We start from the raw sequence: 14,963 nt of genomic DNA, 5'->3' as shown, positions 1-14,963 counted from the left end.
CGACTCGCGCCCGGTCTCGCCTTGGAGCGGCCCTAGTCGCGGGAGCGGGCGTGAAGCTGGTCGGTCACGACGCCGGACAGGACAACCGCCTCGTTGTGTTCGGTATCTCGGGCGCCGAACAACAACGTGACGACCGGGTGCCCGGCAAGAGCGCCTAGGAACTCCGGGAATGCGGGGTTCGCGGCCAACTCGGCTCGATAGCGTCGGGCGAACTCCGGGTAGCGCTCGGGAACGTGCCCGAAGAACCGGCGTAGGTCATCGCTGGGGGCGATGGACTTCGCCCACGCGTCGAGGGCTGCCCGCTCCTTGCTGACCCCACGGGGCCACAGACGGTCCACCAGCACCCGGAAGCCGTCCGCCTCGCAAGCCGGGTCGTAGACGCGCTTGACGTGGATCTGGGGCGTGGGGCCGCCCGTGACGCTCACCTCAGCGCCGCCTTGACCTTGGCGGCCACCGTCTTGCCCTCGGCGCGGCCCGAGGCGCGACCATTCACCGCTTTGATGATCGCGCCCATCTGACGCATGGTGGGCGCTTCGCCGCTGGCTTGGGCCGCGGCCGCGATCTCCTCGGCCACGATGGCGTCCAGTTCGGCGTCGCTCAGCATGGAGGGAAGGTACGCCGACAGCACCTCGATCTCCGCGAGTTCCTTCGCAGCAAGTTCGGGGCGTCCGCCGTCGGTGTAGGCCTGGGCCGAGTCCTTACGGGAGCGGACCTCGCGCTGCAAAACGGCGATCTCTTCGTCCTGCGTCAGCTCCCGGGCCTCCTTACCGGCGACCTTCTCGTTCTTCAGCGCGCCGATCCCCATGCGCAGCGTGGTCGTCAGCACCGTGTTGCGCGCCTTCATCGCGGCGACCATGTCGTCGTGCAGGCGATCCTCCACAGTTCCCATCAGATGTCCGTCCTTTCGTCGTCCTCCATCCTCCCACGTGCCCACGACGTCACCAGGTCGGGACGCGAGACGCTGCGGAGACGCCGCGCCACCCGCCTAGGCTTACCGCACCAGCGCGAAGGAGCAGCATGAGCGAGTACCGCATCGAGACACTGGCCGTCCACGCGGGGCAAGAGACCCCTGACCCCGTAACCCATGCGCGGGCGGTGCCGATTTACCAGACCACCAGCTACGTGTTCGACGACACCCAGCACGCAGCCGACCTGTTCGCGCTGCGGCGTCCCGGCAACATCTACTCCCGCATCATGAACCCCACCCAGAACGTTTTGGAGCAGCGGATCACCGCGCTCGAAGGCGGACTTGCTTCGTTGGCCACCGCTTCGGGGGCTGCCGCCATCACCTACGCCGTGTTGAACCTGGCCGGGGTGGGGGACAACATCGTCGCCAGCGCCAAGCTTTACGGCGGCACCTACGCGCTGTTCGCGCACACCCTGCCTCAGTTCGGCGTCGAAACCCGATTCGTGGATCCCGACCATCCCGAAGATCTCGCCGCCCACGTGGACTCCCGGACGAAGCTGGTCTTCGCCGAGTCCATCGGGAACCCGGCACTCAACGTTTTGGACGTCCCGGCGTGGGCCGACGCGGCGCATGCCCTGGGCCTTCCCCTGATCTTGGACAACACGGTGCCCACGCCGTACCTGGAGCGTGTCTTCGACCTAGGCGCCGACATCGTCGTTCACTCCGCGACCAAGTATCTGGCCGGGAACGGCACCGTGATGGGCGGGCTGATCGTCGATGCGGGGCGGTTCGACTGGAGTGCTCACGCCGAGCGGTTCACGAACCTCACCGGCCCCGATCACGCCTATCACGAGACGGTCTGGACGCAAGCAGCCGGGGCGGCCGCGTACATCATGCGGGCCCGTACTGTGATGCTGCGCAACACCGGGGCCGCCTTGGCGCCGATGAACGCTTTCCAGATCTTGTTGGGCACTGAGACGCTCCACCTGCGCATGGAACGCCACAGCAGCAATGCGCTCGCCGTGGCCCGCTACCTGGCCGAGGACGATCGGGTGGCCTGGGTGCGCTATCCCGGTCTGCCGGGGGATCCCTACCATCCGAACGCGGTGAGGCTGCTCGCCGGACGCGGCTACGGTGGTCTGGTGAGTTTTGGAGTTAACACCGGCCGCGAGGGCGGTGCCCGGTTCATCGAATCACTCAACCTGTTTAGCCACCTGGCCAACATCGGGGACGCCAAGAGCCTCGCGATCCACAGCGCCACGACGACGCACAGTCAGCTCACCGAATCCGAACTCGTCGAGGCCGGGGTCGCCCCCGAAGGCGTCCGACTGTCGGTAGGCATCGAGAACGCCGACGATCTCATCGCCGACCTGGATCGAGCGCTGTCTGCGTGAGTGACGACGACAGCGATGGTTCGGTCGGCCTGGTGGAAACCCAGACCGCCCGCCTGTTTTCCGCCGAGAAGCCGTTGGCGCTGGCCAGTGGCGCGACCGTGGGCCCCGTCGACGTCGCCTATGAGACGTACGGGACGCTGGCGCCTGACCGATCGAACGTGATCTACATCTGTCACGCGCTCACCGGGGACGCCCACGCCGCAGGCTGGCACGAAGGCGACCGCCGCCCCGGATGGTGGGACAACCTCATCGGCCCTGGGCGTCCCCTGGACACGGATCGATTCTTCATCGTGTCCAGCAACATCCTGGGCGGGTGCCGTGGGACCACCGGACCGGGGTCAACCAACCCGGCGACGGGGGAGGCCTACGGTATGGAGTTCCCCCTGCTGGACATGGCCGACTTCGTCACCGTCCACCGGGCCCTGCTGGCGCATCTGGGGATCCCGCACCTCCTGATCGCCTTGGGTGGCTCACTGGGGGGCATGCAGGTCTTGGAGTGGTCGCTGACCTATCCCCACGACATGAGCCATGCGGTCATCATCGCCGCATCAAGCCGGCTGACCGCACAAAACATCGCCTTCTCCGCGGTCGCTCGCCGGGCCATCACCGATGATCCGAACTTTGCCGGTGGCCGCTACGCTGCCGAGGGCACCAACCCCGACGTGGGGCTTTCGATCGCGCGGATGATGGCACACATCACCTACATGTCCGAGGACGCCCTCACCGCGAAGTTCGGACGCAACGCGCAGATCGAGGGCGCCGACCCGGGGTTCGGGATCGATTTCGCGGTCGAGAGCTACCTCGATCACCAAGGGCAAGTGTTCTTGGAGCGGTTCGATGCGCTCAGCTACCTGTACCTGTCCCGCGTCATGGATTACTTCGACCCGTTCTCACGCCCGGATCCGCTGGCGCGGGTCGTCGCCGACCCGGTTCGCTACCTGCTGCTCAGCTTCGATACCGACTGGCGGTTCTCGACCGCGCACACGCTGCGGATCCTCGCGCACGTGGAGCGGGCCGGGCTTCCGGTCACCTTCCGTGAACTGAGGTCCCCCTATGGGCACGACTCATTCCTGCTGGTGGATCCGGCCTACCATGCGACGCTGCGGGCGTTCGTGGACCGCGCTGGGGAGGTGCGTTGATGAGCAAGCACAGCGAACTGCGGCTCGACTTGGCCCTGGTGGCCGACCAGATCTTCGAAGGCTCACGCGTGCTGGATCTGGGGTGTGGCGAAGGCGCACTGCTGGAACACCTTATGGCGACCCGTCGCTGTCGCGGAACTGGTGTGGAGATCGACGCCGAGGCTGTCTTGGTGGCCATCCGTCGCGGGGTGCCGGTGATCGAGCGTGACATCGACGTGGCGCTGGCCGACATCGCCGACGACTCCTATGACACGGTGGTGCTCTCCCGCACGTTGCAGACGATGCTGCGCCCCGAATACGTGCTGGAGAACATGGCGCGCGTCGCGGAACGCATGGTCGTCTCGGTGCCGAACTTCGGCTACTACCCGAACCGCCTACGGCTCCTGGCGGGGCGGATGCCGATCTCCAAGGAAATCCCGTACGCCTGGTACAACTCCCCGAACTTGCGCTTCACCACGCTGACCGACCTGGAGGACCTGTTCGCTCAGCTGGGGTTGATCATCGATCGCCGCTACACCTACACGCAAAGCGGACGACGCCTGCGCATGTATGGGCGCGTCCCCAATCTGTTGGCGGGTGCGGCGGTGTACGTCCTGCGTCCTGGACGCTGACGCGGGACGGGGCGGCCTCCCGCGCAGGGGTGGTCAGCGCGCCAGGGCGGTGAGGATCCGCTCGGCGCTGCCGCCGAGGTTCAGCTCGCGGGTGAGCGCCGCGAAGGCTTCTGGATCGCGCGGGGCACGGGGCAGCGTCAGGTCGGCCTCGGGAAGCGGCACGTCGGTGGCCGCCGTGACGACCTGGGTGGCCGGGCCGAGATAGGCCTGCGCGGACGTGAGCGCACGCTGCACGCCCGGGGTGGTGGCGTCGCGATGCTCCAGGATCCCTTCCAGCGTCTGGAATCGGCCCAACAAGTCGGCGGCAGTCTTCTCGCCGATGCCCTTGACGCCAGGCAGGCCGTCGGACGGATCGCCGCGCAGAACCGCGAAGTCGACATACTGCGCGCCGTCGATCCCGTACGTGGCGTGGAGCCAGGCGTCGTCCACGCGCTCGTGCTTGGACACCCCTCGTGCCACGTACAGCACGCGCGTGGGGTGGGTCGGCTCGACGAGTTGGAACAGGTCGCGATCGCCGGTGACGACATCGACGGGGCCGACGGCGCGGCGGGCCAGCGTGGCGATCACGTCGTCCGCCTCATAGTCGGGAGCGCCCACGATGGGTAAACCGAGCGCATTCAGGGTGGCGCGGATCCACGGCACCTGCCGGTTGAGGTCTTCGGGCACCTCCTCGGCATCCCCTTGTGCGACGCGATGCGCCTTGTAGCTGGGAAGGAGATCAACCCGCCAGGACGGGCGCCAGGCATCATCCCAGCAGCAGGCGACACGGTCGGGGCGGTAGTCGGTGATGAAGCGGGCCAGGAAGTCCAGCAGGCCACGCACCGCGTTGACCGGCTCGCCCGCACTGGTGCGCAGGCTGGACGGCAGGCCGAAGAAGGCTCGGAAGTACAGCGAGGCCGAATCAAAAAGAAGCGTCGAGGAGCCGTCCATGGTGCATCAGTGTGACACGATGAGCCGGTGGAAAGCACCGACGAGCAGATCATCGGCCTGTTGTCGCGTGATGGCCGGATGTCCTACACCGACCTCGGCAAGGCGACGGGGCTGTCGACGTCGGCGGCCCAGCAGCGGGTTCGGCGTCTGGAACAACGCGGCGTGATCCGTGGCTACAAGGCGGTCGTGGACCCGGAGGCCCTCGGCAAACTCCTCACCGGATTCGTCTCGGTGCGGTTGCGCGACGACGCGGGGGAGGACGATCTGCCCGAACGGATCGCCGACCTTCCCGAGGTGATCTCCTGCTACTCGATGGCCGGGCTGGCGAGTTACCTGCTGAAGGTGCAGGTCGAGTCGCCAGCCGACCTCGAGCGCGTCCTGAAGGAGATCCGGCACCGGGTTCCGGTCGCCACCGAAACCCAGTTGGTGCTCAGCGTCCCTTACGCGGACCGACCGTTGGTCTGATCGGCCAGCCCCTGCAAGAGGGACGCCTCAGCCAAAGAGGCGGCCTCCAGGTCGATCAGGTCGAGCGATTCGTCGATGCCGTGCATCCGCGAGTCGGGATCGCTGACCCCCGTGACGAGGATCTGAGCCGACGGGTAGGCCCGCTGGAAGTCGGCCACCATCGGGATCGAACCCCCTTGACCCATGTCGACGACGGGGTTGCGGAAGGCGTCGGAGTACACCGTGCGCGCCAACTCGGCGACCGGGCCAGCCATCTCCACGACGGTGCCCGAGCCGGTCGAGCCGTCCGTCATGGTGACCTTGGCGCCGAAGGGGGCATGGTCGATGAGGTGGGCGCGCAACGCGGCCAGGGCCGCTTGGGGATCCTGATTCGGGGCGATGCGCATGCTCACCTTCGCGCGGGCCGTGGGAGAGAGGGTGTTCGAGGCGTCCGCCACCGAGGTCGCGTCGAGGGCGAGCACGGTGATGGAGGGACGCCCCCACACCCGGTCGGCGATCGGTCCCGTTCCGGTGAGTCGGACGCCGGGCAGCAACCCGGCCTCCTCGGCGATGCGATCCTGCGGGTAGTCCAGGTTGAAGGGCTCGGCGTGCGCAAGGCCCTCCACCGCGACGTCTCCCGCGTCGTCGTGCAACGTCGCCAAGAGCCGGATCAACGTCGTCAGTGCATCGGGGGCGACGCCGCCGAACTGACCCGAGTGCAGCGCGTGATCGAGAGTGTCGACCTGGACGACCAGATCCACCAGCCCGCGCAGCGCGGTGGTGAAGGCAGGCGTCCCGACGAGCCAGTTGCCCGAATCGCAGATGACGAAAACGTCGGAGGTCAATGCGTCGGCGTGCCGGGCCAAGATGTCGGACAACGTGGGGGAGCCGATCTCCTCCTCGCCCTCGATGAACAAGGTGACGCCGACCGGCGGCTTCCCGTCGAAGGCGCGCAACGCGGCCAGATGCACCGCGATGCCCGCCTTGTCGTCGACCACACCACGGCCGTAGAGGCGCTCGCCGCGCCGGGTGGCCACGAACGGATCACTGCTCCACAAGGAAAGATCCCCGGTGGGCTGCACGTCGAGGTGCGCGTACAAGCAGACGGTGGGTTGACCCTCGGGCGCCGGGAATCGTGCGATGATCGCGGGCTGCCCGCCTTCGCGCACGACCTGAACATCGGGGCAATGCAGATCCGACAGCAGCGCGCTGACGGCCTCCACCGTCCGCTCAACGTCACCGTGACGATCGGGCAGCGAACTGACCGAGGGGATCGCCACCAAGGCCGTCAGGTCCTCGACCACACCTGGAAGTAAAGCGGACACGCGTGCAGCAAGATCAGTCATACCGCCACTCTAGAACCGTCCAGGCCAGCGGCTACGCTTTCCGCCGTGACCGCCGCAGACTCGCCCGTGCCCGTCCGACGCTGGCGAGGCCCCCTTCCGTGGTGGGCCCTGGCCGTCTTCGCAGCGGTCGGCGGGCTGAGCGCGTCGGCCTCCTTTGCCCCGTTCGGCTGGGCGCCGTGCGCGATCGTGGCGGTCGCCATCCTCACCTGGTGCCTGCGGTCTGCGCACGGGCTGGGCGGGACGCTCATCGCGGGGGCGTGCTTCGGGTTGGCGTTCATGGGGACCTCGCTGATCTGGCAGACCGAGATCATGGTGGCGTCCTACGCCGGGCTCGTCGCGGCCACATCGTTGGTGTTCGTGGGAGTGTCAGCCCTGACCTGGTGGATGCGCAGCCTGCCCGCGTGGCCCCTGTTTGCGGCGGCCTCCTGGTCCGCGTCGGAGTGGGTGATCTCGGTGTTCCCCTTCGGAGGCTTTGGCTGGATGCGCCTGGGGTACACCCAACTGGACACCCCGATGGCGGGGCTTTACCCGCTCGTGGGCGCGGCAGGGGTGACCTTCGTCGTTGCGGTGCTGGGCACCCTGTTGGCTGCGGTCATCCAGTCCCCTGGCGTGCGCAGCGCCTCCGCGTTGGTCTGGGTGGTGGTGGCGGTGCTGGCGGCCGGTGGGCTCAGCTCGTTCATCACCCCGACCAGCCACGGCAGCGTTGACGTGGGGTGGGTCCAAGGGGGTGCCCCAGGAGGCGGGGTCTACGGCCTGGGTCCGGCACGCAGCATCACCTACAACTCCCGCGACGAAACGGCTGCACTCATGCGTCGTGTCGCCGCCGGCGACGTCTCGGCCCCCCAGCTCATCGCCTGGCCGGAGAACTCCACTGACATGGACCCCCGTACCGACGTCGCAACCCGGCGTGCGGTGGAGTCCGCCGTCGACACCGCCGGGGTCCCGATCCTGGTCGGGTCGATCTTTGAGGATCCTGCGGCACAAACCCGTCAAACGGTGGCCGTGTGGTGGACCCCGGCTGGCGGAGATCTGGTCTACGCGAAACGCAACCTGGTTCCCTTTGGCGAGTGGATCCCGGGCCGAGATCTGCTGATGCCGCTCATCCCGCAACTGAGCTACGTCGGCGCCGACTCGGTCCCAGGTACGACGCCGGGAGAGTTCGTCGCCGCACTTCCCGACGGGAGGGATCTCCCGGTAGGGGTCGCGATCTGTTACGAGGTGATCTTTCCGCAGACCCTGAATCAAGCCGTCGAGGCAGGGGCACAAGTGTTGATCGTCCAAAGCAGCAACGCCATGTACCAGGGCACGAACCAGATAGCCCAGCAGTTCACGATCACACGGGTCCGGGCAGCCGAAATGCGCCGGACCATTCAGGTGGTGACCACCTCGGGCGTCTCCGGACTCATCGGCCCCCAGGGGCAGGTGCTGCGCCAGGCGCCGGACTCGGTGGCTGCCTCCGGCGTGGATACCCTCCCCTTGGAGACCACACCGCCGACCCCCGCGATGCGGATCCAGCCGTGGCTGGAGTACGGGGTGACCCTGATGACAGGGTTGGGGGTCGTGTGGGTCCTACTCCGCCACCTGAGGGGGCGTCGGGGTGGAAGAATGGACGCCGTTGCCGCGCACGCGAGCGCTTAAGGAGCGAATATGGCACAGCCTTACCTCGGGCTCGGTCGGATCCTCGTGATCATCCCGACCTTCAATGAGATCGAGAACATCGACATGATCACGTCCCGGCTCCGCGCGGCGGTGCCCGAGGCCCACATCCTGATCGCCGATGACAACTCACCCGACGGGACGGGAAAGCGCGCCGACGAGCTCGCGGCCACCGACGAGCACATCCACGTGGTGCACCGTCAGGGCAAAGAAGGGCTCGGCAAGGCCTATCTGGATGCCTTCCGCTGGGGTCTGGCGCAGGGGTACGACGTGCTCGTGGAACACGATGCCGACGGATCACATCAGCCCGAGGAACTGCCCAAGCTCCTCAATGCGCTCGTTGACGCCGACATGGTTAAGGGCAGCCGGTGGGTGCCGGGGGGCAGCGTGGTCAACTGGCCCAAGTCGCGCGAGCTCATCTCGCGCGGAGGCTCGCTGTGGACGCGTGTGTGGTTGGGTATCCCGGTGAAGGACCCCACCGGGGGGCTCAACCTCTTCAAGGCCCCGGTGCTGCGGGCCATCATCGACGACATTTCCACGTACGGCTATGGCTTCCAGGTGGACCTCACCTGGAACGCGCTGCAGAAGGGGTACCGCGTAGTCGAGGTTCCCATCGAGTTCGTCGAACGCGAGCACGGCGTCTCCAAGATGAACTCGGACATCATCGTTGAGGCGGCCCTCCAGACCGCACGCTGGGGCATCAAGCATCGCGCCCAACAACTCAAGCAGTTCGCTGGTGAGTTCGGCGATCACGCTGGAAAGGCCGGGGAGAAGGCCGGACGGTTCGTCGGCGCCGTGTCGAGGGCGGCCAGCGACGCCGTTGCCCAGCGCAAGTCCAAGGGAGACAGCCACTGATGCGCCGCTCCCGGGTGGCCTTGGTGGTGGCGGGTCTCCTCGCCGTCGCTGAGATCGCCCTGCTCGCCTGGGTCGGGCAAGCCCTGGGCGTGTGGTGGACCCTCCTCATTGTGGTGCTTGGCGGCGTCGTCGGGGGAGCGATCATCCGGCACGAAGGTTCCAAGGCGTGGGCCTCGCTCCGGGAGGCGCAAGCGCATCCCCAGGAGGCGTCCTCACAGCTGACGGACGCGGCCCTCGTGCTGACAGGCGGAGCCCTGATCGCGGTGCCCGGATTGCTCACCGACATCATCGGGCTGCTGTTGATCGTTCCGGCGACACGACCACTGGCGCGTCGCGGAGTCCGGGCGATCCTCGCGGGACTGACGCGCCCCTACCGCGACCAGATCGATCTGCTCCAAGCCCAAGCCGATCCTGGTTCGGTGGTGGAAGGCGAAACCGTAGAACAGCCCGGGTTTCACCCACCGGCAGGCACGGACGATCCGACCATCATTCGCGGTGAGATCGAACCCTAATCTCCTCCGGGCGCCCGGTTGATGCACACAGGGGCCGCGCACCATTGAGGTGCGCGGCCCCTGTTGCGTCAATCATCAGGGCTCTTGTCGGATCTCACCCAAACGCTCAGCGAGGATGTCCTCCAACTCCTCGATCGAGCGACGCTCCCGCAGCATGTCCCAATGGGTGCGCTGCGGCTTGACTTCCTTGGGCTCGGGCTCCACCCCGTCGGAGCGGCGCGCCATCTGCCCGCAACGCGGGCACTCCCACTCGGTGGGAAGCTCAGCCTCTGCCGCGAACGTGACCGCGAAGTGATGGGCGTTCGGACAATCGAATGCGATCTCCTGCCGTGCAGCCATCTCGACCCCGGACGGGTCGGCGAGACTCTTCGACCCGAGACCATGGCCCCTCAATGCCTTGTCTGCCATGTGTCCTCCCTTCGTTCACGTAACGCTACCGGCTGCCACCTTGTTCCTGAATCAGCCTGCGGTCGCCCTGGGGAGACACGACCGCGACGTCATCAGGCGTGGCTCTGTTCCGGATCGGTGACCGCGAGCATGAGGATGAGCCCCGCGACGAGCACCACGACGATGCCGAGGATGCCGAAGTACTGCGTGGTTTCTGAGCGCGTGATGGCGGCACCCACAGCGATGGCGAGCCCGAACAGGGAGGGGGAAAGGAACGAGGTCGCGCGGCCTGTGGTGGCGTACAAACCGAAGATCTCCCCGGAACGGCCATCGGGGATCGCACGGGCCAGGAAGGACCGGGACGCCGACTGCGCGGGCCCCACGAAGGCGCACATGGCCAGCCCCAGGGTCCAAAACACGATCTGGCCGCCGTCATGCAGCAGGAAGACGCCCAGGCCCAGCCCACACAGCGCAATAAGCGAGAGGAGAATGACGCGCTTGGGGCCGATGCGGTCGTCCAGGAACCCGAACCCGATCGTTGATACTCCCGCTACGACGTTGGCTGCCGCACCGAACATAATCACCTCGCCCGCGCTGAACCCGAACGTCTGCGCCGCCAAGACGGCTCCGAAGGCGAACACGCCACTGAGCCCGTCGCGGAAGAGCGCCGAGGCGACCAGGAAGCGCGCGGTGTTGCGATCCTCCACCCACAGCCGCTTCAGTGATGCCCACAGCATCCGATACGAGGCGAGGATCCCTACAGGGAGCGCAGGTGGGCGGGGCGTGTCGCGCAACGCCACAAACGTGGGGATCGTGAAGCCCACAATCCACACGGCGCACACGAGCATGGAAACGCGGATGTCGAGGCCGTCGTGGCTACTCACCCCGAACAAGCCCACCTCGGGCGCGATGAACCCGAAGTACAGCAGCATCAAGGCGACGATGCCACCCAGGTAACCCAGCCCCCAGCCGAATCCCGAGACGCGGCCGACGTCCTTCTTGGTGGCGACCTGATCGATCAGGGCGTAGTAGTTCACGTTGGCGATCTCACCGACGATGGACGCTACGCCCAGGAGACCCAGCCCGAGCCACAGGTAGCCCGGTGCTGGGGCGACAAAGAACAGGCAGGCGGCCAACAAGGCGATGGCCCACGTCTGCCACCGCAGATTGCGCACCGTACGCCCGGTGCGGTCCGACGCCTGCCCCAGCACCGGAGCGAGCACGGCGACGATCAGCCCGGCAATCATCGTCGAGACCGACAAAGCGATCGACGTGTCGTTTTCGGAGCCGAACGCCGAACCGGTGATGTACACCGAGAACACAAACGTGATGATCACGGTGTTCAGGGGCTGCGTACCCCAATCCCACATCGCCCAGGCCCACACCTTGCGCCCGGAAGGACGCACCGGTGCACTCGGGAGCGCACCCAGGGCAGCATCGTTCATGACTCGTCCTCCCATAGACCCCGACGCGTCACCGCGTCCTTCAGCATCACGAGATCGTCGGAGACGATGCCGTCCACCCCCAGGTCGAGGAGGCGCTCCATGGTGGCACGGTCGTTGATGGTCCACACGTGCACCCGAGCTCCACGAGCGTGCGCCGCAGCAATGAGCCCCGGCGTCAGCAGCCGAACGCGGCTCCCAGGAACGAGCATCGGCATCTGGAAGGCGTCCGCGGACAGCGGCCACCAACGCCGAACCCCCGGCAGCGCGAAACCGGCGACTTCGCTGGGGGACGCCGCAGTGGCGACTCGCCCCGCCGTCGCCTGCCGGAAGGCGCGGATACTCGACGTGGTGAAGCTCCCCACGCACACCCGGTCGAACGCCCCATGGCTACGGAGGGTCTCGACCAGCGGCGTGATCGCGCCGGGGTGCTTGATGTCGATGTTGAACCGAGCATCGGGCAGGGCGTCGAGGAGGTCGCTCAGGGTCGGGATCGGCTCGCTCCCGGCAATCCGCGCCCGCGACACCTCGGCGTAAGGCAACTCAGCGATCAGCCCGGTGGCGTCGGTGACCCGATCCAGACGATCGTCGTGGAAGGCGATCAGGTGCCCATCGCGGGTGGCGTGCACGTCGGTTTCGAGGTAGCGAAACCCGAGGGCACGGGCGGCGGTGAAGGCACGCAGAGTGTTTTCGAGTTCGGGTGGGACACCGGGGGAGAAACCACCCCGATGGGCTAGCGCCGCGAACGGCACCTCGAAATAGGAGTGGGCGTCCGCGGGCATGAGCACACAGTAGGGAGCCTGCGTGAACACACGGTGACGGCGCGACGGCGAAGGAGCACAATGGGCGATCGTGACGACTATTCTCTCGATCCAGTCCTCGGTCGCTTACGGCCATGTCGGCAACAGCGCAGCCACGTTCCCGCTGATGCGCCTGGGCGTCGACGTGTGGCCGGTGTTGACGGTCCATTTCTCCAACAACACGTCCTACCCCAGCAAGCGTGGCCCGCTGCTGGCTCCCAGCGACGTCGCCGACGTCGTGCAGGGCATCGACGAGTTGGGCGTCCTGCCTCAGGTGGACGCCGTGCTGACCGGCTACCAGGGTGCCCCGGCGATGGGTGCAGAGATCCTCCGGATCGTGGAACTGGTGAAGCAGCGCAACCCGCAGGCCGTGTGGTGCTGCGACCCCGTGATGGGGGATGTGGGCCGGGGCATGTACGTCTTGGCGGGCATCCCTGAGTTCATGCGCGACCACGTCGTCCCCGCTGCCGACATCATGACGCCGAACCACTACGAGCTCAACTACCTGACCGGACGCGAGACGCACACGATCGCGGACGTCCTCAGCGCCGCTGATGCGCTCCGTGCGGCGGGTCCCGACACCGTCTTGGTGACCTCCGTGGTCGCCGAGGGTGCCGATCCGGACACCCTGACCATGCTGGCGGTGGATGCCGAGGGTGCCTGGTCGGTGACGACCCCGCTCTTGGAGCGCTCCTTCACCGGATCGGGCGATCTGACCGCGAGCGTGTTCCTGGCGTCCCTGCTGGAGAGCGGCTCGCTGGAGGCGGCCATCGGGCGCACCGCATCCGTCGTGTACTCACTGTTGAAGAAGACGACCGATCTTGACCAGCGCGAACTGGCGCTCGTGCCCGCACAAGATGAACTGGTCGCCCCCTCGTTCACGTTTGAGGTCACCCGCGTGCGCTGAGGCGTCCTCACGCTGAACAGGACCACAACGCGCGTCTCCCCGCCCAGGCCGAAACCTGAGCGGGGAGACGCGCGCGTTGCAGGTGAGTGATCAGTCGTAGAACACCTGGATGTCGGCACCGAGCCGGTTGAGCCGGTTCGCGAGATCCTCGTAGCCGCGGTTGATGACGTACACGTCACGCAAGACGGTCACGCCGCGTGCCGCCATGCTGGACAACAGCAGGCAGACCGCAGGACGCAGGGCAGGCGGGCAGACGATCTCTTGGCTGCGCCAGTTCGTCGGCCCCTCGACGACGAGGCGGTGGGGATCCAGCAGGGTTGTGCGCGCCCCGAGCTTCCCGAGTTCCAGCAGGTGGATCGCCCTGTTCTCGTAGACCCAATCGTGGATCAGCGTCCGACCTTCTGCTTCGGCGGCGATGACCGCGAAGAAGGGCAGGTTGTCGATGTTGAGGCCCGGGAACGGCATCGGGTGGATCTTGTCCTGAGCGGCGCGCAGAGTGCTCGGGTGGACGGTGATGTCGACCAGTCGCGTCCGGCCGTTGGCCGCTGGGTACTCCTGGCTGAGGTCGTATTGCAGCCCCATGTCTCCCAGGATCGCCAACTCGATTTCGAGGAACTCGATGGGGGCTCGCCGGACGGTCAGCTCGGACTTGGTGACCACGGCGGCGGTGATCAGGCTCATCGCCTCGATCGGATCCTCCGAGGGGGCCACGCGCACGTCGGCGGAGATCTCCTCGGCGCCGGTCACCGTCAAAGTGGTCGAGCCGATGCCCTCGAGGGTCACGCCGAGGGCTTCGAGGAAGAAGCACAGATCCTGAACCATGTAGTTGGGGGACGCGTTCCGGATGACGGTCGTGCCCGGGTACAGGGCCGCCGCCATCAGCACGTTCTCGGTGACGGTGTCGCCACGTTCGGTCAAGGTGATGTGGCGGACGCCACCGTCGGTCTCGCGGACCGCTGCGTTGTACCAGCCGTCGGTCGCCTTGACGTTGAGCCCGAAGAACTGAAGCGCCTGCAGGTGCGGGGTGACCGTGCGGGTGCCGAGATCGCACCCGCCGGCGTAGGGCAGCCGGAACTCGGGCAGGAGGTGCAGTAGCGGTCCCAAGAACATGATCACCGAGCGCGTGCGTCGGGCAGCCTCGACGTCAAGGGACGCGAGATCCAACGTTTCGGGCCGGATCAACTCCAACTCTGACTTGTCGGCCGACCACGTCACCTGGACGCCGATGGACTCGAGCACTTCGAGGATGCGATTCACCTCCTCGATGCGCGCGATGCCTTCCAGGGTGGTACGACCCTTGTTCAGCAAGGAGGCGCACAACAAGGCGACGGCGGCGTTCTTGGAGGAACGCACGTCGATGCTGCCGGAGAGCGTCGTGGGCCCCTTGATCCGCAGGTGCATCGTGCGACCCACAGGAGCCAGGGAGGGGTCCTGCAAGGCGGCGGCGATGCGGGCGATCTCGTCGAGGTCGACGCTGCGTGCGCCCATCTCGATGTCACGCAAGACGGAGGGTTCCAGTGCCAGAGCCTCGGCGACCTGGGAGTGGGTGAGGCCACGCTGCATGCGGGCGTCCCGGATGAGCCGGCCGATGCCGGTGGAGGATTTCGAGGTCACGAGGGGCGATTCTAGTGCA

The 14,963-nt window shown here is 67.0% G+C and carries 16 protein-coding genes; 8 read left to right on the top strand and 8 right to left on the bottom strand.

What is annotated here, in order from left to right:
• Positions 1–32: 32 nt before the first annotated feature.
• Positions 33–395 carry a DUF488 domain-containing protein gene (locus C1706_RS01485; protein WP_129457661.1) on the bottom strand — a complete coding sequence of 121 codons (363 nt, stop codon included), beginning with the start codon at positions 393–395 and terminating at the stop codon, positions 33–35.
• Between the two features lie 26 nt (positions 396–421).
• Complete coding sequence (locus tag C1706_RS01480) at positions 422–889, bottom strand: GatB/YqeY domain-containing protein (protein WP_129457430.1); 468 nt, start codon at positions 887–889, stop codon at positions 422–424.
• 128 nt (positions 890–1,017) lie between these two features.
• On the opposite strand from C1706_RS01480, the gene C1706_RS01475 reads away from it, so the two are divergent.
• Genes C1706_RS01475 through metW form a run of 3 tightly spaced genes read left to right on the top strand, consistent with a single transcriptional unit; the run spans position 1,018 to position 4,051 of the window.
• Entirely contained in the window at positions 1,018–2,301 is a 1,284-nt protein-coding gene (locus C1706_RS01475) for an O-acetylhomoserine aminocarboxypropyltransferase/cysteine synthase family protein (protein ID WP_129457429.1), read from the top strand.
• Positions 2,298–3,440, top strand: coding sequence for a homoserine O-acetyltransferase MetX (gene metX / locus C1706_RS01470; RefSeq protein ID WP_129457428.1), 1,143 nt, complete (start codon positions 2,298–2,300; stop codon positions 3,438–3,440). Before C1706_RS01475 ends, metX begins: the two co-directional genes overlap by 4 nt.
• Positions 3,440–4,051, top strand: a complete 612-nt coding sequence (metW, locus tag C1706_RS01465; RefSeq protein WP_129457427.1) for a methionine biosynthesis protein MetW — start codon at positions 3,440–3,442, stop codon at positions 4,049–4,051. The genes metX and metW overlap by 1 nt, the downstream gene beginning before the upstream one ends.
• 33 nt (positions 4,052–4,084) lie before the next feature.
• Here the strand turns inward: metW and C1706_RS01460 are convergent, their stop codons facing one another.
• The gene (locus C1706_RS01460) at positions 4,085–4,981 is read right to left on the bottom strand and encodes a 5'-3' exonuclease (RefSeq protein WP_129457426.1); all 897 of its coding nucleotides are present in this window, start codon (positions 4,979–4,981) and stop codon (positions 4,085–4,087) included.
• A 27-nt stretch (positions 4,982–5,008) separates the two neighbouring features.
• Here C1706_RS01460 and C1706_RS01455 point away from each other — a divergent pair, with 27 nt between their 5' ends.
• Entirely contained in the window at positions 5,009–5,446 is a 438-nt protein-coding gene (locus C1706_RS01455; protein ID WP_129457425.1) for an Lrp/AsnC family transcriptional regulator, read from the top strand.
• On the opposite strand, the gene C1706_RS01450 is transcribed toward C1706_RS01455, so the two are convergent.
• Positions 5,422–6,771 carry a dipeptidase gene (locus C1706_RS01450; protein WP_129457424.1) on the bottom strand — a complete coding sequence of 450 codons (1,350 nt, stop codon included), beginning with the start codon at positions 6,769–6,771 and terminating at the stop codon, positions 5,422–5,424. The genes C1706_RS01455 and C1706_RS01450 overlap by 25 nt on opposite strands.
• A 45-nt stretch (positions 6,772–6,816) precedes the next feature.
• Between C1706_RS01450 and lnt the strand changes: the two genes are divergently transcribed.
• The 3 genes from lnt to C1706_RS01435 are packed head-to-tail and all read left to right on the top strand — an operon-like array spanning position 6,817 to position 9,794.
• The gene (gene lnt / locus C1706_RS01445; protein ID WP_129457423.1) at positions 6,817–8,409 is read left to right on the top strand and encodes an apolipoprotein N-acyltransferase; all 1,593 of its coding nucleotides are present in this window, start codon (positions 6,817–6,819) and stop codon (positions 8,407–8,409) included.
• A 9-nt stretch (positions 8,410–8,418) separates the two neighbouring features.
• Entirely contained in the window at positions 8,419–9,282 is an 864-nt protein-coding gene (locus tag C1706_RS01440) for a polyprenol monophosphomannose synthase (protein ID WP_129457422.1), read from the top strand.
• Complete coding sequence (locus tag C1706_RS01435) at positions 9,282–9,794, top strand: FxsA family protein (protein WP_129457421.1); 513 nt, start codon at positions 9,282–9,284, stop codon at positions 9,792–9,794. Before C1706_RS01440 ends, C1706_RS01435 begins: the two co-directional genes overlap by 1 nt.
• A gap of 75 nt (positions 9,795–9,869) precedes the next feature.
• Here the strand turns inward: C1706_RS01435 and C1706_RS01430 are convergent, their stop codons facing one another.
• The 3 genes from C1706_RS01430 to C1706_RS01420 all read right to left on the bottom strand — a co-directional run bounded on the left by C1706_RS01430 (position 9,870) and on the right by C1706_RS01420 (position 12,405).
• Positions 9,870–10,202: an RNA polymerase-binding protein RbpA gene (locus C1706_RS01430; RefSeq protein WP_129457420.1), complete on the bottom strand. Its 333-nt coding sequence runs from the start codon at positions 10,200–10,202 to the stop codon at positions 9,870–9,872.
• Between the two features lie 92 nt (positions 10,203–10,294).
• Entirely contained in the window at positions 10,295–11,626 is a 1,332-nt protein-coding gene (locus tag C1706_RS01425) for an MFS transporter (RefSeq protein ID WP_206660920.1), read from the bottom strand.
• Positions 11,623–12,405, bottom strand: coding sequence for a glycerophosphodiester phosphodiesterase family protein (locus tag C1706_RS01420; protein WP_129457418.1), 783 nt, complete (start codon positions 12,403–12,405; stop codon positions 11,623–11,625). The genes C1706_RS01425 and C1706_RS01420 overlap by 4 nt, the downstream gene beginning before the upstream one ends.
• Before the next feature lie 70 nt (positions 12,406–12,475).
• On the opposite strand from C1706_RS01420, the gene pdxY reads away from it, so the two are divergent.
• On the top strand, positions 12,476–13,330 hold the full coding sequence (pdxY, locus tag C1706_RS01415) for a pyridoxal kinase PdxY (RefSeq protein WP_129457417.1): 855 nt from the start codon (positions 12,476–12,478) through the stop codon (positions 13,328–13,330).
• Positions 13,331–13,420: 90 nt separating this feature from the next.
• Here pdxY and C1706_RS01410 read toward each other — a convergent pair whose 3' ends face one another.
• Entirely contained in the window at positions 13,421–14,944 is a 1,524-nt protein-coding gene (locus C1706_RS01410) for a UDP-N-acetylglucosamine 1-carboxyvinyltransferase (RefSeq protein ID WP_431830671.1), read from the bottom strand.
• Positions 14,945–14,963: the final 19 nt, after the last annotated feature.

Source organism: Propioniciclava flava (assembly GCF_004126535.1).
Taxonomy (GTDB): Bacteria; Actinomycetota; Actinomycetes; order Propionibacteriales; family Propionibacteriaceae; genus Propioniciclava; species Propioniciclava flava.
The sequence above is the reverse complement of the archived record's forward strand: the minus strand, read 5'-3'. Positions and strand labels throughout refer to the sequence as shown.

Excerpts from the sequence above, each read along its gene's own strand:
- C1706_RS01440 (WP_129457422.1), top strand. The coding sequence starts at position 8,419 with ATGGCACAGCCTTACCTCGGGCTCGGTCGGATCCTCGTGATCATCCCG.
- C1706_RS01425 (WP_206660920.1), bottom strand. The coding sequence starts at position 11,626 with ATGAACGATGCTGCCCTGGGTGCGCTCCCGAGTGCACCGGTGCGTCCT.
- C1706_RS01430 (WP_129457420.1), bottom strand. The coding sequence starts at position 10,202 with ATGGCAGACAAGGCATTGAGGGGCCATGGTCTCGGGTCGAAGAGTCTC.
- C1706_RS01475 (WP_129457429.1), top strand. The coding sequence starts at position 1,018 with ATGAGCGAGTACCGCATCGAGACACTGGCCGTCCACGCGGGGCAAGAG.
- C1706_RS01460 (WP_129457426.1), bottom strand. The coding sequence starts at position 4,981 with ATGGACGGCTCCTCGACGCTTCTTTTTGATTCGGCCTCGCTGTACTTC.
- C1706_RS01480 (WP_129457430.1), bottom strand. The coding sequence starts at position 889 with ATGGGAACTGTGGAGGATCGCCTGCACGACGACATGGTCGCCGCGATG.
- C1706_RS01420 (WP_129457418.1), bottom strand. The coding sequence starts at position 12,405 with ATGCCCGCGGACGCCCACTCCTATTTCGAGGTGCCGTTCGCGGCGCTA.
- C1706_RS01450 (WP_129457424.1), bottom strand. The coding sequence starts at position 6,771 with ATGACTGATCTTGCTGCACGCGTGTCCGCTTTACTTCCAGGTGTGGTC.
- C1706_RS01435 (WP_129457421.1), top strand. The coding sequence starts at position 9,282 with ATGCGCCGCTCCCGGGTGGCCTTGGTGGTGGCGGGTCTCCTCGCCGTC.
- metW (WP_129457427.1), top strand. The coding sequence starts at position 3,440 with ATGAGCAAGCACAGCGAACTGCGGCTCGACTTGGCCCTGGTGGCCGAC.